Origin of the sequence: Pseudomonas putida (genome assembly GCF_002906855.1) — a bacterium.
In the GTDB taxonomy this organism is placed as follows: Bacteria; Pseudomonadota; Gammaproteobacteria; order Pseudomonadales; family Pseudomonadaceae; genus Aquipseudomonas; species Aquipseudomonas putida_N.
The window spans coordinates 693,785-719,628 of the sequence record NZ_MINI01000038.1 but is presented as its reverse complement, the minus strand read 5'-3'; the positions used below and the strand labels follow the sequence as shown (position 1 = coordinate 719,628).

The 25,844-nt window shown below is 57.1% G+C and carries 34 protein-coding genes and 4 tRNA genes; all 38 read right to left on the bottom strand.

What is annotated here, in order from left to right:
- Window positions 1-2: 2 nt before the first annotated feature.
- Window positions 3-179, bottom strand: coding sequence for a 50S ribosomal protein L30 (gene rpmD / locus BGP85_RS15815; RefSeq protein ID WP_003255463.1), 177 nt, complete (start codon window positions 177-179; stop codon window positions 3-5).
- A gap of 2 nt (window positions 180-181) precedes the next feature.
- On the bottom strand, window positions 182-682 hold the full coding sequence (rpsE, locus tag BGP85_RS15810; RefSeq protein ID WP_003255465.1) for a 30S ribosomal protein S5: 501 nt from the start codon (window positions 680-682) through the stop codon (window positions 182-184).
- 3 nt (window positions 683-685) lie between these two features.
- On the bottom strand, window positions 686-1,036 hold the full coding sequence (gene rplR, locus BGP85_RS15805; protein WP_003255467.1) for a 50S ribosomal protein L18: 351 nt from the start codon (window positions 1,034-1,036) through the stop codon (window positions 686-688).
- A gap of 10 nt (window positions 1,037-1,046) precedes the next feature.
- On the bottom strand, window positions 1,047-1,580 hold the full coding sequence (gene rplF, locus BGP85_RS15800) for a 50S ribosomal protein L6 (protein WP_103448762.1): 534 nt from the start codon (window positions 1,578-1,580) through the stop codon (window positions 1,047-1,049).
- 12 nt (window positions 1,581-1,592) lie between these two features.
- Window positions 1,593-1,985 carry a 30S ribosomal protein S8 gene (rpsH, locus tag BGP85_RS15795; protein WP_003255471.1) on the bottom strand — a complete coding sequence of 131 codons (393 nt, stop codon included), beginning with the start codon at window positions 1,983-1,985 and terminating at the stop codon, window positions 1,593-1,595.
- A 209-nt stretch (window positions 1,986-2,194) separates the two neighbouring features.
- A complete protein-coding gene (gene rpsN, locus BGP85_RS15790) occupies window positions 2,195-2,500 on the bottom strand; it encodes a 30S ribosomal protein S14 (protein ID WP_012316516.1) in 306 nt (101 codons plus the stop codon).
- A 13-nt stretch (window positions 2,501-2,513) separates the two neighbouring features.
- Window positions 2,514-3,053, bottom strand: a complete 540-nt coding sequence (gene rplE / locus BGP85_RS15785; protein ID WP_003255474.1) for a 50S ribosomal protein L5 — start codon at window positions 3,051-3,053, stop codon at window positions 2,514-2,516.
- Window positions 3,054-3,073: 20 nt separating this feature from the next.
- Complete coding sequence (gene rplX, locus BGP85_RS15780; RefSeq protein WP_003255476.1) at window positions 3,074-3,388, bottom strand: 50S ribosomal protein L24; 315 nt, start codon at window positions 3,386-3,388, stop codon at window positions 3,074-3,076.
- Between the two features lie 11 nt (window positions 3,389-3,399).
- Window positions 3,400-3,768, bottom strand: coding sequence for a 50S ribosomal protein L14 (rplN, locus tag BGP85_RS15775; protein WP_008089810.1), 369 nt, complete (start codon window positions 3,766-3,768; stop codon window positions 3,400-3,402).
- Between the two features lie 23 nt (window positions 3,769-3,791).
- The gene (gene rpsQ / locus BGP85_RS15770) at window positions 3,792-4,058 is read right to left on the bottom strand and encodes a 30S ribosomal protein S17 (protein ID WP_008089812.1); all 267 of its coding nucleotides are present in this window, start codon (window positions 4,056-4,058) and stop codon (window positions 3,792-3,794) included.
- 2 nt (window positions 4,059-4,060) lie between these two features.
- The gene (gene rpmC, locus BGP85_RS15765) at window positions 4,061-4,252 is read right to left on the bottom strand and encodes a 50S ribosomal protein L29 (protein ID WP_002555481.1); all 192 of its coding nucleotides are present in this window, start codon (window positions 4,250-4,252) and stop codon (window positions 4,061-4,063) included.
- A complete protein-coding gene (gene rplP, locus BGP85_RS15760) occupies window positions 4,252-4,665 on the bottom strand; it encodes a 50S ribosomal protein L16 (protein ID WP_003255479.1) in 414 nt (137 codons plus the stop codon). The genes rpmC and rplP overlap by 1 nt, the downstream gene beginning before the upstream one ends.
- Before the next feature lie 12 nt (window positions 4,666-4,677).
- Complete coding sequence (gene rpsC, locus BGP85_RS15755; RefSeq protein WP_003255481.1) at window positions 4,678-5,364, bottom strand: 30S ribosomal protein S3; 687 nt, start codon at window positions 5,362-5,364, stop codon at window positions 4,678-4,680.
- Between the two features lie 13 nt (window positions 5,365-5,377).
- The gene (gene rplV / locus BGP85_RS15750; RefSeq protein ID WP_003103908.1) at window positions 5,378-5,710 is read right to left on the bottom strand and encodes a 50S ribosomal protein L22; all 333 of its coding nucleotides are present in this window, start codon (window positions 5,708-5,710) and stop codon (window positions 5,378-5,380) included.
- Window positions 5,711-5,721: 11 nt separating this feature from the next.
- On the bottom strand, window positions 5,722-5,997 hold the full coding sequence (rpsS, locus tag BGP85_RS15745; RefSeq protein ID WP_003255482.1) for a 30S ribosomal protein S19: 276 nt from the start codon (window positions 5,995-5,997) through the stop codon (window positions 5,722-5,724).
- 16 nt (window positions 5,998-6,013) lie between these two features.
- Window positions 6,014-6,838 carry a 50S ribosomal protein L2 gene (gene rplB, locus BGP85_RS15740; protein WP_003255483.1) on the bottom strand — a complete coding sequence of 275 codons (825 nt, stop codon included), beginning with the start codon at window positions 6,836-6,838 and terminating at the stop codon, window positions 6,014-6,016.
- 14 nt (window positions 6,839-6,852) lie between these two features.
- Window positions 6,853-7,152 carry a 50S ribosomal protein L23 gene (rplW, locus tag BGP85_RS15735; RefSeq protein ID WP_003255484.1) on the bottom strand — a complete coding sequence of 100 codons (300 nt, stop codon included), beginning with the start codon at window positions 7,150-7,152 and terminating at the stop codon, window positions 6,853-6,855.
- Entirely contained in the window at window positions 7,149-7,751 is a 603-nt protein-coding gene (gene rplD / locus BGP85_RS15730) for a 50S ribosomal protein L4 (protein WP_027917846.1), read from the bottom strand. The genes rplW and rplD overlap by 4 nt, the downstream gene beginning before the upstream one ends.
- 12 nt (window positions 7,752-7,763) lie before the next feature.
- Window positions 7,764-8,399, bottom strand: coding sequence for a 50S ribosomal protein L3 (gene rplC / locus BGP85_RS15725; protein WP_027917847.1), 636 nt, complete (start codon window positions 8,397-8,399; stop codon window positions 7,764-7,766).
- Between the two features lie 80 nt (window positions 8,400-8,479).
- Window positions 8,480-8,791 (bottom strand): 30S ribosomal protein S10, encoded by a 312-nt coding sequence (gene rpsJ, locus BGP85_RS15720; protein WP_003186070.1) that lies wholly within the window; start codon window positions 8,789-8,791, stop codon window positions 8,480-8,482.
- Window positions 8,792-8,933: 142 nt separating this feature from the next.
- Window positions 8,934-9,215, bottom strand: coding sequence for an EF-Tu C-terminal domain-related protein (locus BGP85_RS29625; protein ID WP_103466497.1), 282 nt, complete (start codon window positions 9,213-9,215; stop codon window positions 8,934-8,936).
- A gap of 31 nt (window positions 9,216-9,246) precedes the next feature.
- Window positions 9,247-11,394, bottom strand: coding sequence for an elongation factor G (gene fusA / locus BGP85_RS15710; RefSeq protein ID WP_103448761.1), 2,148 nt, complete (start codon window positions 11,392-11,394; stop codon window positions 9,247-9,249).
- A gap of 30 nt (window positions 11,395-11,424) precedes the next feature.
- Window positions 11,425-11,895, bottom strand: coding sequence for a 30S ribosomal protein S7 (gene rpsG, locus BGP85_RS15705; protein WP_023628750.1), 471 nt, complete (start codon window positions 11,893-11,895; stop codon window positions 11,425-11,427).
- A gap of 106 nt (window positions 11,896-12,001) precedes the next feature.
- Complete coding sequence (gene rpsL, locus BGP85_RS15700) at window positions 12,002-12,373, bottom strand: 30S ribosomal protein S12 (RefSeq protein WP_003255492.1); 372 nt, start codon at window positions 12,371-12,373, stop codon at window positions 12,002-12,004.
- Between the two features lie 211 nt (window positions 12,374-12,584).
- Window positions 12,585-16,784, bottom strand: a complete 4,200-nt coding sequence (gene rpoC, locus BGP85_RS15695; RefSeq protein ID WP_103448760.1) for a DNA-directed RNA polymerase subunit beta' — start codon at window positions 16,782-16,784, stop codon at window positions 12,585-12,587.
- A 64-nt stretch (window positions 16,785-16,848) separates the two neighbouring features.
- Window positions 16,849-20,922 (bottom strand): DNA-directed RNA polymerase subunit beta, encoded by a 4,074-nt coding sequence (gene rpoB, locus BGP85_RS15690; RefSeq protein WP_103448759.1) that lies wholly within the window; start codon window positions 20,920-20,922, stop codon window positions 16,849-16,851.
- Between the two features lie 219 nt (window positions 20,923-21,141).
- Window positions 21,142-21,507 (bottom strand): 50S ribosomal protein L7/L12, encoded by a 366-nt coding sequence (rplL, locus tag BGP85_RS15685; protein WP_003255496.1) that lies wholly within the window; start codon window positions 21,505-21,507, stop codon window positions 21,142-21,144.
- A gap of 77 nt (window positions 21,508-21,584) precedes the next feature.
- The gene (rplJ, locus tag BGP85_RS15680; protein ID WP_060513244.1) at window positions 21,585-22,085 is read right to left on the bottom strand and encodes a 50S ribosomal protein L10; all 501 of its coding nucleotides are present in this window, start codon (window positions 22,083-22,085) and stop codon (window positions 21,585-21,587) included.
- A gap of 198 nt (window positions 22,086-22,283) precedes the next feature.
- The gene (gene rplA, locus BGP85_RS15675) at window positions 22,284-22,979 is read right to left on the bottom strand and encodes a 50S ribosomal protein L1 (RefSeq protein WP_103448758.1); all 696 of its coding nucleotides are present in this window, start codon (window positions 22,977-22,979) and stop codon (window positions 22,284-22,286) included.
- Entirely contained in the window at window positions 22,979-23,410 is a 432-nt protein-coding gene (gene rplK / locus BGP85_RS15670; protein WP_003255500.1) for a 50S ribosomal protein L11, read from the bottom strand. Before rplK ends, rplA begins: the two co-directional genes overlap by 1 nt.
- Before the next feature lie 119 nt (window positions 23,411-23,529).
- Window positions 23,530-24,063: a transcription termination/antitermination protein NusG gene (nusG, locus tag BGP85_RS15665; RefSeq protein ID WP_003255501.1), complete on the bottom strand. Its 534-nt coding sequence runs from the start codon at window positions 24,061-24,063 to the stop codon at window positions 23,530-23,532.
- A 9-nt stretch (window positions 24,064-24,072) separates the two neighbouring features.
- A complete protein-coding gene (secE, locus tag BGP85_RS15660; protein ID WP_008089117.1) occupies window positions 24,073-24,441 on the bottom strand; it encodes a preprotein translocase subunit SecE in 369 nt (122 codons plus the stop codon).
- A gap of 44 nt (window positions 24,442-24,485) precedes the next feature.
- Window positions 24,486-24,561, bottom strand: a tRNA-Trp gene (locus BGP85_RS15655).
- A gap of 54 nt (window positions 24,562-24,615) precedes the next feature.
- Window positions 24,616-24,897: an EF-Tu C-terminal domain-related protein gene (locus BGP85_RS29620; protein WP_103466497.1), complete on the bottom strand. Its 282-nt coding sequence runs from the start codon at window positions 24,895-24,897 to the stop codon at window positions 24,616-24,618.
- A 79-nt stretch (window positions 24,898-24,976) separates the two neighbouring features.
- A tRNA-Thr gene (locus BGP85_RS15645) sits at window positions 24,977-25,052 on the bottom strand.
- A 29-nt stretch (window positions 25,053-25,081) separates the two neighbouring features.
- Window positions 25,082-25,155: transfer RNA gene (locus BGP85_RS15640), tRNA-Gly, on the bottom strand.
- A 24-nt stretch (window positions 25,156-25,179) separates the two neighbouring features.
- A tRNA-Tyr gene (locus BGP85_RS15635) sits at window positions 25,180-25,263 on the bottom strand.
- Between the two features lie 153 nt (window positions 25,264-25,416).
- Entirely contained in the window at window positions 25,417-25,842 is a 426-nt protein-coding gene (locus BGP85_RS15630; RefSeq protein ID WP_103448756.1) for a hypothetical protein, read from the bottom strand.
- Window positions 25,843-25,844: the final 2 nt, after the last annotated feature.

The following is a 25,844-nucleotide window of genomic DNA, read 5'->3' as shown; positions in this document are numbered from 1 at the left end:
GATTAACCCTCGACCTTCAGCATGTAGTAAGCCTTGTTGATCATCCCGCGGTTCTCGGGAGTATCCTGGACTTCTACAGTGTGACCGATGCGACGCAGACCCAGACCTTTAACGCACAGTTTGTGGTTAGGCAGGCGGCCCGAGACGCTCTTGATCAGCGTTACTTTTACGGTTGCCATGATTAGAAGATCTCCTCAACGCTCTTGCCGCGCTTGGCAGCAATGGACTCAGGAGATTGCATGGCTTTCAGACCCTTGAAGGTGGCGTAAACCACGTTCACCGGGTTGGTCGAACCGTAGCACTTGGCCAGGACGTTCTGAACACCAGCAACTTCCAGGACGGCACGCATGGCGCCGCCGGCGATGATACCGGTACCTTCCGAGGCAGGCTGCATGTAAACCTTCGAGGCGCCGTGGGCAGCCTTGGTGGCGTACTGCAGGGTAGTGCCCTTCAGGTCAACCTGGATCATGTTGCGACGAGCAGCTTCCATGGCTTTCTGGATCGCAGCAGGTACTTCGCGCGACTTGCCACGGCCGAAACCGACGCGACCCTTGCCATCACCAACCACGGTCAGCGCGGTGAAGGTGAAGATACGGCCGCCTTTAACGGTTTTAGCTACGCGGTTAACTTGAACCAGCTTCTCGATGTAGCCTTCGTCGCGCTTTTGATCGTTATTTGCCATAACTTAGAACTCCAGCCCGCCTTCACGAGCAGCATCAGCCAGCGCTTTGACGCGGCCGTGGTACTTGAAGCCGGAACGGTCAAAGGCAACTTGAGATACACCGGCGGCTTTCGCACGCTCAGCTACCAGCTTGCCAACCTTAGTGGCCGCGTCGATGTTGCCAGTGGCGCCATCACGCAGGTCTTTGTCCAAGGTCGAGGCGCTTGCCAGAACCTTGCTGCCGTCGGCCGAAATGACCTGGGCGTAGATGTGCTGCGAGGAGCGGAACACGCACAGGCGCACGACTTCGAGTTCGTGCATCTTGAGGCGTGCTTTGCGAGCGCGACGCAGTCGAATAACTTTTTTGTCGGTCATTTGCTAGGCCCTACTTCTTCTTGGCTTCTTTACGACGGACTGCTTCGTCCGCGTAACGTACACCCTTGCCTTTGTAAGGCTCTGGCGGACGGAACCCGCGGATTTCAGCGGCCACCTGACCTACCAGCTGCTTGTCGATACCCTTGATCAGGATGTCGGTCTGGCTAGGCGTTTCAGCGGTGATGCCGGCTGGCAGTTCGTAGTCCACTGGGTGAGAGAAGCCCAGGGCCAGGTTCAGGATTTCGCCTTTGGCCTGCGCCTTGTAACCAACACCGACCAGCTGGAGCTTGCGCTCGAAGCCTTGGCTTACGCCTTGGACCATGTTGTTCACCAGGGCACGGGTAGTACCGGCCATGGCGCGAGCTTGCTGGTCACCATTGCGAGCGACGAAACGCAGCTCGCCAGACTCTTCGGTAACTTCAACAGACGAGTGAACGTTCAGTTCGAGAGTGCCTTTGGCACCCTTCACCGAAAGCTGCTGACCGGCGAATTTGACTTCGACACCGGATGGCAGCTTAACGGGGTTCTTAGCGACGCGAGACATGCCTATCTCCCCTTAGAACACTGTGCACAGAACTTCGCCGCCGACACCGGCAGCGCGCGCAGCGCGGTCAGTCATCACACCTTTGTTGGTGGAGACAATAGACACGCCCAGACCGCCACGAACTTTCGGCAGGTCGGTGACGGCCTTGTACTGGCGCAGGCCAGGACGGCTGGAACGCTTCAGTTCCTCGATGACCGGACGGCCTTCGAAGTACTTCAGTTCGATCGAAAGGGAAGGCTTGGCCTCACCAGTTACCTGGTAACCAGCAATGTAACCTTCGTCTTTCAGAACTTTGGCAACCGCGACCTTCAGGGTGGAGGAAGGCATGCTTACGACGGACTTTTCAGCCATCTGGGCATTACGGATGCGAGTTAGCATGTCCGCTAACGGGTCCTGCATACTCATGGGCTAGATGCTCCTGATACAAGAAATATTAGCCTTGCGGCTATCACAACCACCCAAGCGGGCAGGGTAAAAAACCCAGGCTCGGGTGAGCCGGTCATTCTAGACACAAGGCAGAAACGAAACAAGCCCCATGAAGGGGCTTGTTTGTTGGCGAGGTCACCGGCGGTCGGAAGATCGCTCCCCTTCCGCCGGGATCACACCTGCAGCGATTACCAGGAGGCTTTGACCAGGCCTGGTACGTCGCCGCGCATTGCAGCTTGACGCAGCATGTTACGGCCCAGGCCGAACTTACGGTATACACCGTGAGGACGACCGGTCAGGCGGCAACGGTTGCGCAGACGCGCAGCGCTGGCATCACGCGGCTGCTTCTGCAGAGCGACAACGGCAGCAAAACGCTCTTCTGGAGAGGCGTTCAGATTGACGATGGTCGCTTTCAGCTCAGCACGCTTTTTGGCGAACTTGGCTACCGTGAGCTGACGCTTCAGCTCGCGGTTTTTCATGCTCTTCTTGGCCATTTTCCTACTCCAATCAGTTGCGGAACGGGAATTTGAATGCACGCAGCAGAGCGCGGCCTTCGTCATCCGAACGAGCAGTGGTGGTCAGGGTGATGTCCAAACCGCGCAGAGCATCGATCTTGTCGTAATCGATTTCCGGGAAGATGATCTGCTCTTTCACGCCCATGCTGTAGTTGCCACGGCCATCGAAGGACTTGGCATTCAGGCCGCGGAAGTCGCGTACCCGAGGCAGGGAGATCGCCAGCAGGCGGTCCAGGAATTCGTACATCTTGTCGCTACGCAGGGTCACCTTGACGCCGATCGGCCATCCCTCACGGACTTTGAAGCCCGCGATGGATTTACGAGCGAAAGTCACGACCGGCTTTTGACCGGTGATCTTTTCCAGGTCGGCTACAGCGTGCTCGATGACTTTCTTGTCGCCGATCGCTTCGCCCAGACCCATGTTCAGGGTGATCTTGGTAACGCGCGGAACTTCCATCACGTTCGACAGCTTAAGTTCTTCCTTAAGCTTAGGAGCGATTTCGTTCCGGTAAATCTCTTTCAGTCGTGCCATGGTCTTCTACCTAGCAGTGTTCAAGCATCAACCGCTTTTTGGGTCGACTTGAAGACACGAATTTTCTTACCGTCTTCTACTTTGAAACCAACGCGGTCAGCCTTGTTGGTTTCGCCATTGAAGATGGCAACGTTGGAAGCGTGCAGAGGCGCTTCTTTTTCGACGATACCGCCCTGAACGCCCGCCATCGGGTTAGGCTTGGTATGACGCTTAACCAGGTTCACGCCACCGATGACCAGACGGTCATCAGCCAGAACCTTCAGCACCTTACCGCGCTTACCTTTGTCTTTGCCGGCGATCACGATGATCTCGTCGTCACGACGAATCTTTTGCATGTCGGATCTCCTTACAGCACTTCAGGGGCGAGCGAGACGATCTTCATGAACTTCTCAGTACGAAGTTCACGGGTCACTGGCCCGAAAATGCGAGTGCCGATCGGCTCTTGCTTGGTGTTCAGCAGAACAGCAGCGTTGCCGTCGAAACGAATGATGGAACCGTCAGCGCGACGTACACCGTGACGGGTACGGACGACAACAGCAGTCATCACCTGGCCTTTTTTGACCTTACCGCGCGGAATTGCTTCCTTGACGGTTACTTTGATGATGTCACCGATGCCGGCGTAACGGCGGTGCGAGCCGCCGAGCACCTTGATGCACATGACGCGACGAGCGCCGCTGTTATCGGCCACATCGAGCATGGATTGAGTCTGAATCATAAAATTTCTCCGACCCCTAGCCCTTAGACTTCAACAGCGCGTTCGAGGACTTCAACCAGTGCCCAGGACTTGGTCTTGGCCAGCGGACGGGTTTCACGGATGGAAACCTTGTCGCCGATTTTGCACTGGTTGGATTCGTCGTGCGCGTGCAGCTTAGTCGAACGCTTAACGTATTTACCGTAGATCGGGTGCTTTACGCGACGCTCGATCAGAACGGTGATGGTCTTGTCCATTTTGTCGCTGACGACACGGCCAGTCAGCGTACGGACGGTTTTTTCAGCTTCAGCCATGATCACTTACCTGCCTGCTGGTTAAGCACAGTTTTCACGCGAGCGATGTCACGCTTAACTTGCGAGAGCAGGTGCGACTGCCCCAACTGGCCAGTTGCTTTCTGCATACGCAGATTGAACTGGTCGCGCAGCAAGCCGAGCAGTTGCTCATTCAGTTGCTGTGCAGATTTTTCACGAAGTTCATTCGCTTTCATCACATCACCGTCCGCTTAACAAAGGAGGTGGCGAGAGGCAGCTTTGCAGCAGCCAGGGCGAAAGCTTCGCGCGCCAGCTCTTCAGAAACACCCTCGATCTCGTACAGGACTTTGCCTGGCTGGATCTGGGCAACCCAGTATTCCACGGAGCCTTTACCTTTACCCATACGAACCTCGAGAGGCTTCTTGGAGATCGGCTTGTCCGGGAACACACGGATCCAGATCTTACCGCCACGCTTAACGTGACGGGTCAGCGCACGACGTGCGGACTCGATCTGGCGAGCGGTGAGGCGACCGCGAGCAACAGCTTTCAGGGCGAATTCGCCGAAGCTGACTTTGCTACCGCGCAGTGCCAGACCACGGTTGTGGCCAGTCATCTGCTTGCGGAATTTTGTACGCTTTGGTTGCAACATTTGGCGTACCCCTTACTTAGCAGCTTTTTTACGAGGCGCTGGTGCTTGTGGTTTCAGTTCTTCTTGGCGACCACCAATAACTTCGCCTTTGAAGATCCAAACCTTCACACCGATCACACCGTAAGTGGTGTGAGCTTCGTAGGTGTTGTAGTCGATATCGGCACGCAGGGTGTGCAGAGGCACACGACCTTCGCGATACCACTCGGTACGAGCAATCTCAGCACCGCCGAGACGACCGCTCACCTGGATCTTGATGCCCTTGGCACCAATACGCATGGCGTTCTGTACGGCGCGCTTCATGGCGCGACGGAACATTACGCGGCGTTCCAGCTGCTGAGCTACGCTCTGCGCAACCAGCATAGCGTCGAGTTCCGGCTTGCGGATCTCTTCGATGTTGATGTGCACAGGCACACCCATCTGCTTGGTCAGGTCCTGACGCAGCTTCTCGACATCTTCACCTTTCTTCCCGATAACGATACCTGGACGAGCGGTGTGGATGGTGATGCGTGCAGTTTGAGCCGGACGATGAATATCGATACGGCTTACGGACGCGCTTTTTAGTTTGTCTTGGAGGTACTCACGCGTTTTCAGATCCTTCAACAGGTAATCTGCGTAAGTAGCACCGTCTGCGTACCAGACGGAGGTGTGCTCCTTGACGATTCCCAGGCGAATGCCAGTGGGATGTACTTTCTGACCCATCTGATCGACTCCGTTACTTGTCCGCAACCTTGACAGTGATATGGCAAGACCGCTTGACGATGCGATCAGCACGGCCTTTGGCACGTGGCATGATGCGCTTCAGCGAACGCCCTTCGTTGACGAAGACGGTGGAGACCTTCAGGTCATCAACGTCTGCGCCTTCGTTGTGTTCGGCGTTGGCTACGGCCGACTCGAGGACTTTCTTCATGATTTCAGCGGCTTTTTTGCTGCTGAAGGCCAACAGGTTGAGCGCTTCGCCCACCTTCTTCCCGCGGATCTGGTCGGCGACCAAGCGGGCTTTCTGGGCGGAGATGCGAGCGCCCGACAACTTAGCGGCTACTTCCATTTCCTTACCCCTTAACGCTTGGCTTTCTTGTCAGCCACGTGCCCGCGATAGGTGCGGGTACCGGCGAACTCGCCCAGTTTGTGGCCGACCATGTCTTCGTTCACGAGAACTGGGACATGCTGGCGACCGTTGTGAACCGCGATGGTCAGACCGACCATTTGTGGCAGGATCATCGAGCGACGCGACCAGGTTTTAACTGGCTTGCGATCGTTCTTCTCCACCGCCACTTCGACCTTCTTCAACAGGTGAAGATCGATAAAAGGACCTTTTTTCAGAGAACGTGGCACTGTCGTATCCCTCTAGTTACTTGCGACGACGGACGATCATGTTGTCGGTACGCTTATTACCGCGGGTCTTCGCACCCTTGGTTGGGAAGCCCCATGGCGATACCGGATGACGACCACCGGAGGTACGACCTTCACCACCACCATGTGGGTGGTCAACCGGGTTCATGGCAACACCACGAACGGTTGGGCGAACGCCGCGCCAGCGTTTGGCACCAGCTTTACCCAGCGAACGCAGGCTGTGCTCGGAGTTCGAGACTTCGCCCAGGGTCGCACGGCACTCAGCCAGGACTTTACGCATTTCACCAGAGCGCAGACGCAGGGTCACGTAGACACCTTCGCGGGCGATCAGCTGAGCCGAAGCACCAGCGGAACGTGCGATCTGAGCACCTTTACCCGGCTTCAGTTCGATGCCGTGAATGGTGCTACCTACTGGGATGTTGCGCAGCTGCAGGGAGTTACCGGCCTTGATTGGGGCCAGAGCACCTGCGATCAGCTGGTCGCCAGCGCTCACGCCTTTAGGGGCGATGATGTAGCGACGCTCACCGTCTGCGTAGCACAGCAGGGCGATGTGAGCAGTACGGTTTGGATCGTATTCGATACGCTCGACAGTGGCTGGAATGCCATCTTTGTCGTTGCGACGGAAGTCGACCAGACGGTAATGCTGCTTGTGACCACCACCAACGTGACGAGTGGTAATGCGGCCATTGTTGTTACGACCACCAGACTTCGATTTTTTCTCGATCAGCGGTGCGTGAGGAGCGCCTTTGTGCAGCTCCTTGTTGACCACCTTGACCACGAAACGGCGGCCAGGGGAAGTCGGTTTGCATTTAACGATTGCCATGATGCACCCCTTCCTTACTCAGCACTGCTGCTGAAATCGAGATCTTGGCCTGGCTGAAGGGAGACGATCGCCTTCTTCCAGTCATTACGCTTGCCCAGACCACGTGCGGTACGCTTGGTTTTACCCAGAACGTTAACAGTCGACACGTTTTCAACTTTTACGTTGAACAGGCCTTCGACAGCTTTCTTGATTTCCAGCTTGGTTGCATCGGTAGCAACCTTGAATACGAACTGGCCTTTTTTCTCAGCCAGAACGGTAGCCTTCTCGGAAACGTGCGGGCCAAGGAGGACTTTGAATACGCGTTCCTGGTTCATCCCAGCAGCTCCTCGAATTTCTTCACGGCCGAGACGGTGATCAACACCTTCTCGTATGCGATCAGACTGACCGGGTCGGAACCTTGAACGTCACGTACGTCGACGTGCGGCAGGTTGCGAGCAGCCAGGTACAGGTTCTGATCAACAGCGTCGGAAACGATCAGTACGTCGTTCAGACCCATGCCGTTCAGCTTGTTCAGCAGATCTTTGGTTTTCGGCGCTTCAACAGCGAAGTCCTGAACCACGACCAGACGGTCGCTACGCACCAGCTCAGCGAGGATGGAGCGCAGAGCTGCGCGATACATCTTCTTGTTGAGCTTCTGCGAGTGATCTTGAGGACGAGCTGCGAAGGTTACACCACCGCCACGCCAGATCGGACCACGGGTGGTACCAGCACGAGCACGGCCAGTACCCTTCTGACGCCATGGGCGCTTACCGCCACCAGCCACGTCGGAACGGGTCTTTTGCTGCTTGGTGCCCTGACGGCCGCCGGCCATGTAGGCCACGACTGCTTGGTGTACCAGCGTCTCGTTGAATTCGCCACCGAAAGCCAGTTCGGAAACTTCGATCGCCTGAGCGTCATTTACATTAAGTTGCATGTCAGTATCCCCTTAACCGCGAGCCTTGACAGCTGGACGTACAACCACGTCGCCGCCAGTAGCGCCAGGAACGGCACCCTTGACGAGCAGCAGGTTGCGCTCAGCGTCTACGCGAACTACTTCCAGGGACTGAACAGTCACGCGCTCGGCGCCCATGTGACCGGACATTTTCTTGCCCTTGAACACACGACCAGGAGTCTGGCACTGGCCGATGGAGCCCGGGACACGGTGCGACACGGAGTTACCGTGGGTGTTGTCCTGGCCACGGAAGTTCCAGCGCTTGATGGTACCGGCGAAGCCTTTACCTTTGGACTGACCAGTAACGTCAACCAGCTGGCCTGCAGTGAAGAGTTCAGCTTTGATAGAGTCGCCAGCCTGGAACTCGCCTTCTTCAAGACGGAACTCCCAGACACCGCGACCAGCGGCAACGTTGGCCTTGGCGAAGTGACCTGCCTGAGCGGCAGTCACACGCGAAGCACGACGCTCGCCGACAGTGACTTGCACTGCACGGTAGCCATCGGTTTCTTCAGTTTTGAACTGGGTGACACGATTCGGCTCGATCTCAATGACCGTGACCGGAATGGAGACACCTTCTTCGGTGAAAATGCGGGTCATACCGCACTTGCGACCGATTACACCAATAGTCATGTTGTAAACCTCATGAGTGTACGGGGCTTTCACCCGCTATGGCCGCCCATTTCAGAGCGTTACACGACTAGACCGAAGTCTTAGCCGAGGCTGATCTGTACTTCCACACCTGCCGCCAGATCAAGCTTCATCAGCGCGTCAACGGTTTTATCCGTTGGCTGGACGATGTCCAGAACACGCTTATGAGTGCGAATCTCGTACTGGTCACGCGCGTCTTTGTTGACGTGCGGGGAGACCAGAACGGTGAAACGCTCTTTGCGGGTAGGCAGTGGAATTGGACCACGCACTTGTGCACCAGTACGTTTCGCGGTTTCCACGATTTCCTGGGTGGATTGGTCGATCAGGCGATGGTCGAAAGCCTTCAACCTGATACGGATTTGCTGATTTTGCATTGGATTTCAGACTCCAGGCTGTTCCCAACGGACGCACTACGCCCGCTAAAAGGAGGCGTGATTCTATAGACGCCCCAATTTAGTGTCAACCCAATAAAAAAAACCCCCGCTGAGCGGGGGTTTTTTTCAATCGGTCGAGTGATTACTCGATGATTTTGGCTACGACGCCGGCGCCGACGGTACGACCGCCTTCACGGATAGCGAAGCGCAGACCGTCTTCCATTGCGATGGTCTTGATCAGGGTAACAGTCATCTGAATGTCTGGAGCCGAGTCGATTTTGTCGAACTCAACGACGGCCGAACCGAAAACTTCGGAGCAGACGCGAGTCAGAGCTGCGGTCAGAGTGGTCTTACCGTGGTCAACGTGGCCGATAGTGCCGACGTTAACGTGGGGAAGGGAACGATCAAATTTTTCTTTAGCCACGACAGTGAACTCCTAGCCTAAAGGGGCTGAATCAGCCTTGTTTTTTAATGAGAGCTTCGACGATGTTCGACGGAGCTTCAGCGTATTTCGAGAATTCCATGGAGTAGCTTGCGCGACCCTGAGACATGGAACGAACGTCGGTTGCGTAACCGAACATCTCTCCCAGCGGCACCTCAGCAGTGATTACCTTGCCGGACACCGAGTCTTCATTACCCTGGATCATCCCACGACGACGGCTCAGGTCACCCATCACGTCACCCAGGTAATCTTCCGGGGTTACAACTTCGACCTTCATGATCGGCTCAAGCACCACGCCACCGCCCTTCTGGGCCAGTTGCTTGGTCGCCATCGAAGCAGCGATCTTGAACGCCATTTCGTTGGAGTCGACGTCGTGGTACGAACCGTCGAATACCGTAGCCTTCAGGCCGAGCAGCGGATAGCCGGCAACAACGCCGTTCTTCATCTGCTCTTCGATACCCTTCTGGATCGGGGCGATGAATTCCTTAGGAATCACACCACCAACGACTTCGTTGGTGAACACCAGACCTTCGGTGATGTTGCCCTTCTCGTCGACGTCCGGCTCCGAGAAACGGATCCAGCAGTGACCGAACTGACCACGACCACCCGACTGACGAACGAACTTACCTTCGATTTCGACGTTGGACTTGGTGATCTTCTCGCGGTACGAAACCTGCGGCTTGCCGACGTTGCACTCGACGTTGAACTCGCGCTTCATGCGGTCAACGAGGATGTCCAGGTGCAGCTCACCCATACCGGAGATGATGGTCTGACCCGTCTCTTCGTCGGTCTTGACGCGGAACGACGGGTCTTCCTGGGCCAGCTTGCCCAGTGCGATACCCATCTTCTCCTGGTCAGCCTTGGTCTTCGGCTCTACGGAGAGCGAAATCACCGGCTCAGGGAAGTCCATACGCTCAAGGATGATCGGCTTGTCGGCGTTGCACAGGGTGTCACCGGTGGTGACGTCCTTCATGCCGATCAGAGCAGCGATGTCGCCTGCACGTACTTCCTTGATCTCTTCACGCTGGTTGGCGTGCATCTGAACCATACGACCAACGCGCTCTTTCTTGCCCTTGACCGAGTTGATGACGGAGTCACCGGAGGTCAGGAAGCCCGAGTAAACGCGAACGAAGGTCAGAGTACCAACGAACGGGTCGGTGGCAATCTTGAACGCCAGGGCCGAGAACGGCTCGTTGTCGTCAGCAGGACGCTCGTCGTACTGCTCTGGAGTGACCTCGTCCTTCGGCACGTCGATCAGATCAGGGTGGATACCCTTGATCGCAGGGATCTCGGTTGGCGCAGGCAGGAAATCAATAACGGCGTCGAGAACCAGGGGAACGCCCTTGTTCTTGAACGAGGAACCGCAGACAGCAGGAACGATCTCGCTCGCCAGGGTACGGGCGCGCAGACCAGCCTTGATGTCTTCGACGGACAGGTCACCTTCTTCAAGGTACTTGTTCATCAGCTCTTCGTTGGCCTCGGCAGCAGCCTCGACCATGTTGCTGCGCCATTCGTTGGCCAGGTCCACCAGCTCAGCAGGAATTTCTTCCTCGCGGTAGGTAGTACCTTTGTCGTCGTCGTTCCAGTAGATGGCTTTCATCTTGATCAGGTCAACCTGACCCTGGAAGTCATCTTCCGCACCGATAGCCAGCTGGACCGGAACCGGGGTGTGACCCAGGCGGTTCTTGATCTGACCGATAACGCGCAGGAAGTTGGCACCAGCACGGTCCATCTTGTTCACGTAGACAACACGTGGAACGCCGTACTTGTTGGCCTGACGCCATACGGTTTCGGACTGTGGCTCAACGCCGGAAGTACCGCAGAACACAACGACCGCGCCGTCGAGCACACGCAGCGAACGCTCTACTTCAATGGTGAAGTCAACGTGGCCGGGGGTATCGATGACGTTTACGCGGTAGTTGTCGTACTGACCACGGGAACCTTTCCAGAAGGTGGTAACGGCAGCGGAGGTAATGGTGATACCGCGCTCCTGCTCCTGCACCATCCAGTCGGTGGTCGCGGCGCCATCATGCACCTCGCCCATCTTGTGGCTCAGACCTGTGTAGAACAGGATCCGCTCGGTAGTGGTAGTCTTGCCCGCGTCAACGTGGGCACAGATACCGATGTTACGGTAGCGGTTAATTGCTGTAGTACGAGCCATAAAGCCCTCGCAAAATGATTGATGCTTGAATTAGAAGCGGTAGTGCGAGAACGCTTTGTTGGCTTCAGCCATACGGTGCACGTCTTCACGCTTCTTGACTGCAGCACCTTTGCCTTCGGCAGCATCCAGCAGTTCGCCGGCCAGGCGCAGAGCCATCGACTTCTCGCCGCGCTTGCGGGCGTAGTCTACGAGCCAGCGCATTGCCAGAGCGTTACGACGGGATGGACGAACTTCAACCGGAACCTGGTAAGTGGCACCGCCTACACGGCGGGACTTAACTTCGACCAGCGGAGCGATGGCGTCGAGAGCTTTCTCGAAGATTTCCAGGGGGTCGCTGTTCTTGCGTGCTTTGACGGCATCCAGGGCACCGTAAACGATGCGCTCGGCTACGGCCTTCTTGCCGCTTTCCATCACGTGGTTCATGAACTTGGCGAGGATCTGGGATCCGTACTTCGGATCGTCAAGGATCTCACGTTTTGCTGCTACACGACGTCTTGGCATGATAAGCCCTCAAACGGTCTTCAGGTTAGCCCGGGACGTGGGTCTTCGACCCCTGCCCGACCTTACTCTTATCGACTCAAAAAAATGGATGTCTGCAAACGGCCGATTACTTCGGACGCTTGGTACCGTATTTCGAACGACCCTGGTTACGGCCTTTAACGCCCGAGGTATCCAGAGAGCCGCGAACGGTGTGGTAACGAACACCTGGCAAGTCTTTTACACGGCCGCCACGGATGAGGACGACGCTGTGCTCTTGCAGGTTGTGGCCTTCACCGCCGATGTACGAGGAAACCTCGAAACCGTTGGTCAGACGCACACGGCATACTTTACGCAGTGCCGAGTTAGGTTTTTTCGGCGTGGTGGTGTACACGCGGGTGCACACGCCACGACGCTGCGGGCAGTTCTGCAGCGCAGGAACGTCGGACTTCTCGACCGAACGCTTGCGCGGCTGACGTACCAGCTGGTTGATAGTTGCCATCTACTAGCTCCACTGATTGTCTTGCGACTCTATTGTCTTGCAAGAAAGCCAAAAATTGGCGAGACGGAGCCTCACCAAATTTAAGGGTACAAAAGTCTACGGAGGATCTTGCACCCAGTCAAGACGAGGCCCCGGCCCTCCTCGCCCGATCATCGGCAACATTTCATGTCACCGATGGCCGTTCGAGGCTTGCCGGGGCCCTGCCCTGTACTTAGTTGCCGCTGGAGTTCAGCGCTTCGGTCAGTGCGGCTTCCACCTCACTGGCGCTCACACGCAGCGGTTTGTCGGCATCACGGCGGCGCTTGCGCTCGCTGTGGTAGGCCAGACCAGTACCAGCCGGGATCAGACGACCCACGACCACGTTCTCTTTCAGGCCGCGCAGGTAGTCGCGCTTGCCGGTTACTGCCGCTTCGGTCAGTACGCGGGTGGTTTCCTGGAAGGAAGCCGCGGAGATGAACGATTCGGTCGACAGCGACGCCTTGGTGATACCCAGCAGCACGCGGGTGAACTTGGAGACGAACTTGTCTTCCCCTGCCAGGCGCTCGTTTTCCATCAGCACCTGGGTCAGTTCCATCTGGTCGCCCTTGATGAAGCTGGAGTCACCCGACTCGGCGATCTCGACCTTGCGCAGCATCTGACGCAGGATGGTCTCGATGTGCTTGTCGTTGATCTTAACGCCTTGCAGACGGTAAACGTCCTGGATCTCGTTGACGATGTACTTCGCCAGCGCGCTCACACCCAGCAGACGCAGGATGTCGTGCGGATCGCTCGGGCCGTCGGAGATAACTTCGCCGCGGTTTACCTGTTCGCCTTCGAAGACGTTCAGGTGGCGCCACTTCGGAATCAGCTCTTCGTACGGATCGCTGCCGTCGGTCGGAGTAATGACCAGACGACGCTTGCCCTTGGTCTCTTTACCGAACGCGATGGTGCCGCTGACTTCAGCCAGAATCGAGGCTTCTTTCGGACGGCGCGCTTCGAACAGGTCGGCAACGCGTGGCAGACCACCGGTGATGTCACGGGTCTTCGACGTTTCTTGCGGGATACGCGCGATAACGTCACCAACACCGATCTGAGCACCGTCAGCTACACCTACCAAGGCGTTAGCTGGCAGGAAGTACTGGGCAGGTACGTCGGTACCCGGCAGGTACAGGTCCTTGCCAGCGGCGTCGACCATCTTGATTGCCGGACGGATTTCCTTGCCTGCGGCAGGGCGATCCTTGACGTCCAGTACTTCAATGTTGGTCAAGCCGGTCAGCTCATCGGTCTGACGCTTGATGGTGATGTTTTCTTCCATGCCCACGAAGGTCACGGTACCTTTCAGTTCGGTAACGATCGGGTGGGTGTGCGGGTCCCACTTGGCGACGATGGCGCCAGCTTCGACCTTGTCACCTTCCTTGACCGAAATCACCGCACCGTAAGGCAGCTTGTAGCGCTCACGCTCACGACCGAATTCGTCGGCAATGGCCAGCTCGCCGGAACGCGATACGGCAACCAGGTTACCGTCGGCACGCTCAACCTGTTTCAGGTTGTGCAGGCGAACCATACCGCCGTTCTTCACCTGGACGCTGTCGGCAGCCGAAGTACGGCTTGCAGCACCACCGATGTGGAACGTACGCATGGTCAGCTGGGTACCCGGCTCACCGATCGACTGTGCAGCGATAACGCCGACAGCTTCACCGATGTTCACCTGGTGACCACGAGCCAGGTCACGACCGTAGCACTTGGCGCAGATACCGAAGCGGGTTTCGCAGTTGATCGGCGAACGCACGATCACTTCATCGATGCTGTTCAGCTCGATGAACTCGACCCACTGCTCGTCGACCAGGGTACCGGCCGGAACGATGACGTCCTCGGTGCCTGGCTTGAACACGTCACGGGCGATGACACGACCCAGTACACGCTCACCCAGCGGCTCTACAACGTCGCCGCCTTCGATGTGCGGGGTCATCAGCAGGCCCTGGTCGGTGCCGCAGTCGATCTCGGTCACGACCAAGTCTTGTGCAACGTCTACCAGACGACGAGTCAGGTAACCGGAGTTCGCAGTCTTCAGTGCGGTATCCGCCAGACCCTTACGAGCACCGTGGGTCGAGATGAAGTACTGGAGTACGCTCAGACCTTCACGGAAGTTCGCGGTGATCGGCGTCTCGATGATCGAGCCGTCCGGCTTGGCCATCAGGCCACGCATACCGGCCAGCTGACGGATCTGGGCTGCGGAACCCCGCGCACCCGAGTCAGCCATCATATACATCGAGTTGAAGGACTCTTGGTCGACTTCGTTGCCTTCGCGGTCGATGACCTTCTCTTTCGAGAGGTTGGCCATCATCGCCTTGGACACTTCGTCGTTCGCCTTCGACCACAAGTCGATGACCTTGTTGTACTTCTCGCCCTGGGTTACCAGGCCGGAGGCGTACTGGCTCTCGATTTCCTTCACTTCGTCGGTAGCGTTACCGATGATGCGGGCTTTCTCGTCCGGGATAACGAAGTCGTTAACACCGATGGAAACGCCGGAAATGGTCGAGTAAGCGAAACCGGTGTACATCAGCTGGTCAGCGAAGATAACGGTCTCTTTCAGACCAACCACGCGGTAGCACTGGTTGATCAGCTTGGAGATCGCCTTCTTTTTCATCGGCTGGTTGACCACGTCGTACGGCAGGCCTGCCGGAACCACCTGGAACAGCAGCGCACGGCCGACGGTGGTGTCGACGATACGGGTGTTCTTGGTGATGCTGCCATCGCGGTCTTTCACGGTTTCGTTGATACGAACCTTGATTTTCGCGTGCAGGGCAGCTTCGCCGGCGCGGAACACGCGGTCGACTTCCTGCAGGTCGGCGAATACGCGACCTTCGCCCTTGGCGTTGATGGCTTCACGGGTCATGTAGTACAGACCCAGTACAACGTCCTGCGACGGAACGATGATTGGCTCACCGTTGGCTGGCGACAGGATGTTGTTGGTCGACATCATCAGCGCGCGCGCTTCGAGCTGGGCTTCCAGCGTCAGCGGCACGTGAACGGCCATCTGGTCACCGTCGAAGTCGGCGTTGTACGCGGCACAGACCAGCGGGTGCAGCTGGATAGCCTTACCTTCGATCAGAACCGGTTCAAAGGCCTGAATACCCAGACGGTGCAGGGTCGGTGCACGGTTGAGCAGTACGGGGTGTTCGCGGATCACCTCGGCGAGCACGTCCCACACCTCTGGCAGCTCGCGCTCGACCATCTTCTTGGCAGCCTTGATGGTGGTCGCCAGACCACGCATTTCCAGCTTGCCGAAAATGAACGGCTTGAACAGCTCGAGGGCCATCTTCTTCGGCAGACCGCACTGGTGCAGACGCAGGGTCGGGCCTACGGTAATTACCGAACGGCCGGAGTAGTCCACACGCTTACCGAGCAGGTTCTGACGGAAGCGACCTTGCTTACCTTTGATCATGTCGGCCAGGGACTTCAGCGGACGCTTGTTCGAGCCAGTGATGGCGCGACCGCGACGGCCGTTGTCCAGCAGGGCGTCGACCGCTTCCTGCAGCATGCGCTTTTCGTTGCGCACGATGATGTCCGGCGCCGACAGATCGAGCAGGCGCTTCAGACGGTTGTTACGGTTGATCACCCGACGATACAGGTCGTTCAGGTCGGAGGTCGCGAAGCGGCCGCCGTCCAGCGGTACCAGCGGACGCAGGTCCGGCGGCAGCACTGGCAGGACGGTCAGGACCATCCACTCAGGCAGGTTGCCCGAGCCCTGGAAAGCTTCCATCAGCTTCAGGCGCTTGGACAGCTTCTTGATCTTGGTTTCCGAGTTGGTCTGCGGAATCTCTTCACGCAGGCGGCCAATCTCGTGCTCCAGGTCGATCGCGTGCAGAAGCTCGCGGACAGCCTCGGCACCCATGCGGGCATCGAAGTCGTCACCGAACTCTTCCAGCGCTTCGAAGTACTGTTCGTCGTTGAGCAGCTGACCCTTCTCGAGGGTGGTCATGCCCGGATCGATCACCACGTAGCTCTCGAAGTAGAGCACGCGCTCGATGTCACGCAGCGTCATGTCCATCAGCAGGCCGATACGGGACGGCAGCGACTTCAGGAACCAGATGTGGGCAACCGGCGAGGCCAGTTCGATGTGCGCCATGCGCTCACGACGAACCTTGGCCAGGGCAACTTCAACGCCGCACTTCTCGCAGATCACGCCGCGGTGCTTGAGGCGCTTGTACTTGCCGCACAGGCACTCGTAGTCCTTGACTGGGCCAAAGATCTTGGCGCAGAACAGGCCGTCACGCTCAGGCTTGAACGTACGGTAGTTGATGGTTTCCGGCTTCTTAACTTCACCGAACGACCACGAACGGATCATTTCAGGCGACGCCAGACCGATGCGGATGGCGTCGAACTCTTCGACTTGACCCTGGTTTTTCAGCAAATTCAGTAGGTCTTTCAAGGCCTTTCCTCCTGGCGGAGCAGGGAGCGGGCATTACCTGCCCCACTCCCCTTCGCGTCACGTGTTATTCGGTTTCCAGATCGATATCGATACCGAGCGAACGGATCTCTTTGATCAACACGTTGAAGGACTCGGGCATGCCCGGCTCCATACGGTGATCGCCATCCACGATGTTCTTGTACATCTTGGTACGGCCGTTCACGTCGTCCGACTTCACTGTGAGCATTTCTTGCAGGGTGTATGCCGCGCCGTATGCTTCCAGCGCCCACACTTCCATCTCCCCGAAACGCTGACCACCGAACTGCGCCTTACCACCCAGCGGCTGCTGGGTAACCAGGCTGTAGGAACCAGTGGAACGCGCGTGCATCTTGTCGTCCACCAAGTGGTTCAGCTTGAGCATGTACATGTAACCAACGGTCACAGGACGCTCGAACTTGTTGCCGGTACGGCCGTCGAACAGCACCATCTGGCCGCTTTCTGGCAGGTCTGCCAGTTTCAGCATGGCCTTGATCTCACGCTCCTTGGCACCGTCGAAGACCGGGGTGGCCATCGGCACACCTTTCTTCAGGTTGTTCGCCAGGGCGATGATCTCTTCGTCGGTGAACTCTTCCAGGTTCTCCTGACGACCACCGATCTCGTTATAGATCTCGGTGAGGAAGGTGCGCAGTTCAGCGGCTTTACGCTGCTCTTCGATCATGCGGTCGATCTTCTCGCCCAGACCTTTGGCCGCCAGGCCCAGGTGGGTTTCGAGGATCTGACCGACGTTCATACGCGAAGGTACGCCCAGCGGGTTCAGTACCACGTCAACCGGAGTACCGTTGGCGTCATGCGGCATGTCTTCTACCGGCATGATCACCGAGACGACACCCTTGTTACCGTGACGACCGGCCATCTTGTCACCCGGCTGGATGCGACGGCGGATTGCCAGGTAGACCTTGACGATCTTCAGTACGCCTGGAGCCAGGTCATCGCCCTGCTGCAGCTTGCGCTTCTTGTCTTCGAACTTGTCGTCCAGCAGACGGCGACGGTCGACGATGTACTGTTGAGCCTTTTCCAGCTGCTCGTTCAGTGCATCTTCGGCCATACGCAGTTTGAACCACTGGCCGTGCTCCAGACCGTCCAGCACTTCGTCAGTGATCACGGTGCCTTTCTTCAGGCCCGCGCCACCGTCGACCACCTGGCCGTTCAGGGCAGCACGCAGACGCTCGAAGGTTGCACCTTCGACGATGCGGAACTCTTCGTTGAGGTCCTTGCGGATCTCGTCCAGCTGCATCTTCTCGATGGACAGGGCTCGGCTATCGCGCTCGACGCCATCACGGGTGAAGACCTGTACGTCGATGACGGTACCTTTGGTGCCGGTTGGCACGCGCAGGGAGGTGTCCTTAACGTCGCTGGCCTTCTCACCGAAGATTGCGCGCAGCAGTTTTTCTTCCGGAGTCAGCTGGGTTTCGCCTTTTGGCGTGACCTTGCCGACCAGGATGTCGCCAGCGCCGACTTCGGCACCCACGTAGACGATACCGGCTTCGTCCAGCTTGTTCAGAGCGGCTTCACCCACGTTCGGGATGTCCGCAGTGATTTCCTCTGGGCCAAGCTTGGTGTCACGCGCCACACAGGTCAGTTCCTGGATGTGGATGGTGGTGAAGCGGTCTTCCTGAACCACACGCTCGGACAGGCAGATGGAGTCTTCGAAGTTGAAGCCGTTCCACGCCATGAACGCGATGCGCATGTTCTGACCCAGTGCCAGTTCACCCATGTCGGTGGACGGGCCGTCGGCCATGATGTCGCCACGCTGAACCTTGTCACCCTTGCTGACCAGCGGACGCTGGTTGATGCAGGTGTTCTGGTTCGAACGGGTGTACTTGGTCAGGTTGTAGATATCAACACCGGCTTCGCCGGTCTCGACTTCGTCATCAGCAACGCGAACGACGATACGGCTGGCGTCGACCGAGTCGATCACACCACCGCGGCGAGCAACCACGCAGACACCGGAGTCGCGGGCAACGTTGCGCTCCATGCCGGTACCTACCAGCGGCTTGTCGGCACGCAGGGTTGGCACAGCCTGACGCTGCATGTTGGAACCCATCAATGCACGGTTGGCGTCGTCGTGCTCGAGGAACGGAATCAGCGACGCAGCAACAGAAACAACCTGCTTCGGCGAAACGTCCATCAGGGTGACGTCTTCCGGCGCCTTGACGGTGAATTCGTTCAGGTGACGAACGGCTACCAGCTCATCGATCAGCTGCTTCTTCTCGTTCATCGCGGCCGAGGCCTGGGCGATGACGTGATCGGCTTCTTCGATGGCGGACAGGAACACGATGTCGTCGCTGACCACGCCTTCCTTCACCACGCGGTACGGGCTTTCCAGGAAGCCGTACTGGTTGGTGCGGGCATAGGCTGCCAGGGAGTTGATCAGACCGATGTTCGGACCTTCAGGGGTCTCGATCGGGCACACGCGGCCGTAGTGGGTCGGGTGTACGTCACGGACTTCGAAGCCAGCACGCTCACGGGTCAGACCGCCAGGGCCGAGTGCGGAAACACGGCGCTTGTGGGTAATCTCGGAGAGCGGGTTGTTCTGGTCCATGAACTGCGAGAGCTGGCTGGAACCGAAGAACTCCTTCACCGCCGCCGCTACCGGCTTGGCGTTGATCAGGTCTTGCGGCATCAGGCCTTCGCTTTCCGCCATCGACAGACGTTCCTTGACCGCACGCTCAACACGTACCAGGCCAACGCGGAACTGGTTCTCGGCCATCTCGCCAACGCAACGAACGCGACGGTTACCCAGGTGGTCGATGTCGTCGACGATGCCTTTGCCGTTACGGATATCGACCAGGGTCTTCAGAACCTCAACGATGTCTTCCTTGCTCAGCACGCCCGAACCTTCGATCTCGGTACGACCGATACGACGGTTGAACTTCATGCGGCCAACGGCGGACAGGTCGTAACGCTCGGCGCTGAAGAACAGGTTGTTGAACAGGGTCTCGGCAGCATCCTTGGTCGGCGGCTCGCCTGGACGCATCATGCGGTAGATCTCGACCAGAGCTTCCAGCTGGTTGCTGGTGGTGTCGATCTTCAGGGTATCCGAGATGAATGGACCGCAGTCGATGTCGTTGGTGTACAGGGTCTCGATGCGGACAACCTGAGCCTTGGCGATCTTGATCAGCAGCTCGGTGGTCAGCTCGGTGTTGCACTCGGCCAGGATCTCGCCAGTCGCCGGGTGAACGATGGCCTTGGCGGTGGTACGACCGAGGACGTATTCCATCGGCACGTCCAGCTGGTTGACACCAGCCTTCTCGAGCTGATTGACGTGACGCGCGGTAATACGACGACCCTGCTCGACAATGACCTTGCCGCTGTCGTCATGGATGTCCATGACCGCGACTTCACCACGCAGACGCTGAGGTACCAGTTCCAGGCTGAGTTTTTCGCCGGAAATGTGGAATACGTTGGTGGTGTAGAAGGTGTTGAGCACTTCTTCCGTGCTGTAACCCAGCGCGCGCAGCAGTACCGAGGCCGGCAATTTGCGGCGACGGTCGATACGCACGAACACGCAGTCTTTCGGGTCGAACTCGAAGTCCAGCCACGAACCGCGGTAAGGGATGATGCGAGCGGAGTACAGCAGCTTGCCGGAGCTGTGCGTCTTGCCACGGTCGTGGTCGAAGAACACACCAGGCGAACGGTGCAGCTGGGAAACGATTACTCGTTCGGTACCGTTGATAACGAAGGTACCGTTCTCAGTCATCAGGGGGATTTCACCCATGTAGACTTCTTGCTCTTTGATGTCCTTGATCGCTTTGTTCGACGATTCCTTGTCGAAGATGATCAGGCGCACCTTGACCCGCAGTGGGACCGCGAAGGTCACGCCACGCAGGACACATTCCTTCACATCGAAGGCGGGATCGCCCAGGCGGTAGCCTACGTACTCCAGGGCAGCATTGCCGGAGTAGCTGATGATCGGGAATACCGACTTGAAGGCCGCGTGCAGGCCGACGTCACGGAACTGATCCTTGGATGCTCCCGCTTGCAGGAATTCGCGATACGAATCCAGCTGGATGGCCAGAAGATATGGCACATCCATGACGTCCGGCAACTTGCTAAAGTCCTTGCGGATACGTTTTTTCTCAGTGTATGAGTAAGCCATCAGCGTTCCCCAGCTTGGTCACCTGCTTGTTTGGCTTCTCCCGGCGGGAGCAGCCAGAAAATCGTGCAAACCCCTTGGTTTGCGCACCCACATGGGTGTCTTGCAGCGTGTTATCGGGGCCGGCTTGACCAGCCACCAATAACGGAAAAAGGCCGGTGGCATAAGCCACCAGCCATCAGCCTTTCGCTCAACGCTCAGGCTGGCATCGCAAAGTCGAAATTACTTCAGCTCGACTTTAGCGCCTGCTTCTTCCAGCTTCTTCTTAGCGTCTTCAGCGGCTTCTTTCGAAACGCCTTCAGCTACAACCTGAGGAGCGCCATCGACTTTCTCTTTGGCTTCTTTCAGGCCCAGACCGGTCAGTTCGCGAACGGCTTTGATCACGTTCACTTTCTTGTCGCCGGCTTCAACCAGAACAACGTTGAACTCGGTCTGCTCTTCGACAACGGCAGCAGCAGCAGCTGGGCCAGCAGCGGCAACAGCAGCGGTAACGCCGAAGGTTTCTTCCATAGCTTTGATCAGCTCAACAACTTCCAGAACGGTTTTCTGGCCGATTGCTTCGATGATTTGTTCGTTAGTCAGAGACATGACTTAAATCCTGTATTGGGGTGACAGCCTACGCAGCCATCAAATTAAACGTATGATTTTGAAAGAATTCGCGTGCCTTAGGCAGCGGTAGCTTCTTTCTGGTCGCGAATGGCTGCCAGAGTACGAGCCAGCTTGCTGGTGGCGCCTTGAATAACGCTCATCAGTCGTGCAATAGCTTCGTCGCGGGTCGGCAGGGAAGCCAACACGTCGATCTGGTTCGCTGCAATCAGATTGCCGTCAAATGCGGCTGCCTTGATCTCGAACTTGTCCTGACCCTTGGCGAACTCTTTGAACAGTCGGGCAGCAGCGCCCGGGTGTTCGTTGGAGAAAGCAATCAGGGTCGGGCCTTTGAACGCGTCGTTGAGGATCGAGAATTCGGTGCCTTCAACAGCGCGCTTGAGCAGGGTGTTACGTACGACACGTACGTAAACGCCAGCTTCGCGGGCCTCTTTACGGAGTCCGGTCATTGCGCTTACAGTCACACCGCGGGCATCGGCCACGACAGCGGACAGAGCGACTTTGGCAGCCTCGTTGACTTCAGCGACGATGGCCTTCTTGTCTTCGAGTTTAATTGCCACGGGTTTACTCCTGGTTTCTACCGTTTCATCTGGCCGAAGCCGGATGTCGTTTTGGTGTCTGATTCGATAAACGAATCGGGAGCACCATCTGCGTGGGCTGGTATTTTAAGGCTTGCGCCGCCTACGGTCTTGGATAGCCCCCGCCAGGCAGGGACCCCAATTTTTGCTGGTGGCGCGACACGTCGCGCCACCATGTTCTTACACGTTCAGCGAGCTCTGATCGATGACCAGACCTGGGCCCATGGTGGTGCTCAGGGTAACGCGCTTAACGTAGATACCTTTCGAAGAGGCCGGCTTGATACGCTTCAGATCAGCGATCAGGGCTTCAACGTTTTCCTTCAGCTTGTCAGCTTCGAAGCCGATTTTGCCAACGGAGGTGTGGATGATACCGTTTTTGTCGGTACGGTAGCGAACCTGACCAGCCTTGGCGTTTTTGACAGCGCCGGCTACGTCTGGAGTCACGGTACCAACTTTCGGGTTAGGCATCAGGCCGCGAGGACCCAGAACCTGACCCAGCTGACCTACAACGCGCATGGCATCAGGCGATGCGATGACGACGTCATAGTTCAGGTCGCCGCCTTTCATTTCGGCAGCCAGATCGTCCATACCTACACGGTCAGCGCCGGCAGCCAGAGCGGCTTCAGCAGCTGGACCCTGGGTGAAGACAGCAACACGTACGGTCTTGCCAGTGCCGTGTGGCAGCACGGTAGCGCTACGAACGACCTGGTCGGATTTACGCGGGTCAACACCGAGGTTAACGGCGATGTCGTAGGATTCTACGAATTTGGCAGCCGGCAGCGAAGCGAGCAGGGTTGCAGCTTCTTCGAAGTTGTAGGCCTTGCCTGCTTCGATTTTCTCGGCGATTGCCTTTTGGCGCTTGGTCAGCTTAGCCATTACACACCCTCCACGTTCAGGCCCATGCTGCGGGCAGAGCCAGCGATGGTGCGTACAGCTGCGTCCAGGTCAGCGGCAGTCAGATCAGCCTGTTTAGCTTTGGCGATATCTTCCAGCTGAGCACGGGTAACGGTACCGACTTTAACGGTGTTCGGGCGAGCCGAACCACTGGTCAGGCCAGCAGCTTTCTTCAGCAGAACCGAGGCAGGGGTGCTCTTGGTCTCGAAGGTGAAGCTACGGTCGCTGTAGACAGTGATGATCACTGGAGTCGGCAGGCCGGCTTCTTGACCCTGAGTACGGGCGTTGAAGGCCTTGCAGAACTCCATGATGTTCACACCGTGTTGGCCCAGAGCTGGACCGACGGGTGGGCTTGGGTTGGCCTGGCCGGCCTTAACTTGCAGCTTGATGTAAGCCTGAATCTTCTTAGCCATGAGCTACTCCAAAATCGGGTACGAACGCCTATTGGCTCCCCGGATGACTTGCGTTTTATCCCAGTGACGACAAAACCCCGCAGCACACAGGGCTGCGGGGTATGGGATGCTTCGTCCGCCTAGACCTTTTCGACCTGGCTGAACTCGAGCTCCACCGGAGTAGAGCGACCGAAAATGAGCACTGCAACCTGCAGGCGGCTCTTCTCGTAGTTAACCTCTTCGACACTACCATTGAAGTCAGCGAACGGACCGTCAATGACACGAACCACTTCACCTGGCTCGAACAGCGTCTTCGGCTTCGGCTTGTCACTACCGTCGGCAACGCGACGCAGGATAGCCTCAGCTTCTTTATCGGTAATCGGCGCAGGCTTGTCTGCAGTACCACCGATGAAGCCCATCACACGAGGGGTGTCCTTGACCAAGTGCCAAGTCCCTTCGTTCATCTCCATCTGGACCAGTACATAGCCAGGGAAGAATTTGCGCTCACTCTTGCGCTTCTGGCCGTTGCGCATTTCAACGACTTCTTCGGTCGGGACCAGGATCTCGCCGAAACCGTCTTCCATGCCAGCCAGCTTCACACGCTCGATCAGGGAGCGCATTACATGCTTCTCGTAACCCGAGTAAGCATGCACAACATACCAACGCTTAGCCACGGGACACCTTTAGCCAACGATCAGGGAGACCGCCCAGCCGAGCAGGGAATCAAGACCCCACAGCAGCAGTGCCATAACCAGCACGACAGCCACGACAATCAGCGTGGTCTGGGTGGTTTCCTGGCGGGTCGGCCACACGACTTTACGGATCTCGGTACGAGCTTCCTTCGCCAGCGCAAAGAACGACTTACCCTTCGCAGTCTGCAGAGCTACAAAGCCTGCGACAGCAGCCAGGGCGAGAAGTGCAAGGACGCGATACAGAATCGGAGAAGCGGAGTAATATTGATTACCCACGACACCAACAACCACCAAAGCCACTACAGCCAGCCACTTGAACAGATCAAAACGCGATTCTTGGGCTTCAGTTTTGGGGGTCATCGAGGAGGATCCTGTAAGAAGAAAGCCATCACACCGAGGTGAAATGGCAGGTCAGGAGGGAATCGAACCCCCAACCTACGGTTTTGGAGACCGTCGCTCTGCCAATTGAGCTACTGACCTGTAACGCTGTATCAGGCCGGCCATTATACCGGCCTGATTAGGAAAATCAACTACTTATTCAATAATTTTTGCTACGACGCCGGCGCCGACGGTACGACCGCCTTCACGGATAGCGAAGCGCAGACCGTCTTCCATTGCGATGGTCTTGATCAGGGTAACAGTCATCTGAATGTCTGGAGCCGAGTCGATTTTGTCGAACTCAACGACGGCCGAACCGAAAACTTCGGAGCAGACGCGAGTCAGAGCTGCGGTCAGAGTGGTCTTACCGTGGTCAACATGGCCGATAGTGCCGACGTTAACGTGGGGAAGGGAACGATCAAACTTTTCCTTAGCCATCGATACAATCCTCCGCAGAAGAAAATAGTCTTACGCTGATAAAACAAAGGCAGATATTTTCATATCTGCCTTGTTTATATGGAGCTCTTGAGCGGACTTGAACCGCTGACCTCACCCTTACCAAGGGTGTGCTCTACCAACTGAGCTACAAGAGCGAAACACTTTGCGCAAAATCCAGCAAACTTGGAGCGGGTAGCGGGAATCGAACCCGCATCATCAGCTTGGAAGGCTGAGGTTCTACCACTAAACTATACCCGCGGAGCTTGCGGCTCTCGCTAAAACTGGTGGAGGGAGAAGGATTCGAACCTTCGAAGCTCTCGCAACGGATTTACAGTCCGTCCCCTTTGACCGCTCGGGAATCCCTCCAGATGTGGCCGGCATTCTATTTGTCTGCCGTCCTAGTGTCAAGCTTTTTTTCAAATTTTTTCAATCAAATCTGAAACTTAGCTGCTTTGACACTCGCTTCCGGATCTACCACCTGAGTGGTGTTCCCTGTGAAGCGGGCGCCATTCTATCAAGCTATTCGCCAGTTGCAATACCCTGGCAGAAAATAATTTTATGTTTTAAGTCTTTGAAATCGTTGGAAAGAGTCTCGAGGACGGATTGGTCCAGCAAACGCTCGCTTTCCGGGGAAATCTTGAGCCAGAAACCTTCGGCTCCAGGTAGCTGGCCAGACACTGGCGCGGCATTGATATCCAGGGTCAGCAGGCGTTGTCGCAACGCATCGAGCTGATCGCGAGCAACCAGCCCTCCTACCACCAGGCATTCGTCACGTCGCCGGGGCGGTGCAGACGCTCCCGTTTCCTTGAGCAGGCGAATCTCTTGCTGATTACCTTTGTACAACGACAACGGCGCGACATCCTTCGCCTTGAGCGGGGCTTCCTGTTGGTGCCACACGTAATAGAAGACGTTGAGCACCAGCAACAGCAGAAACAACCAACGCATAA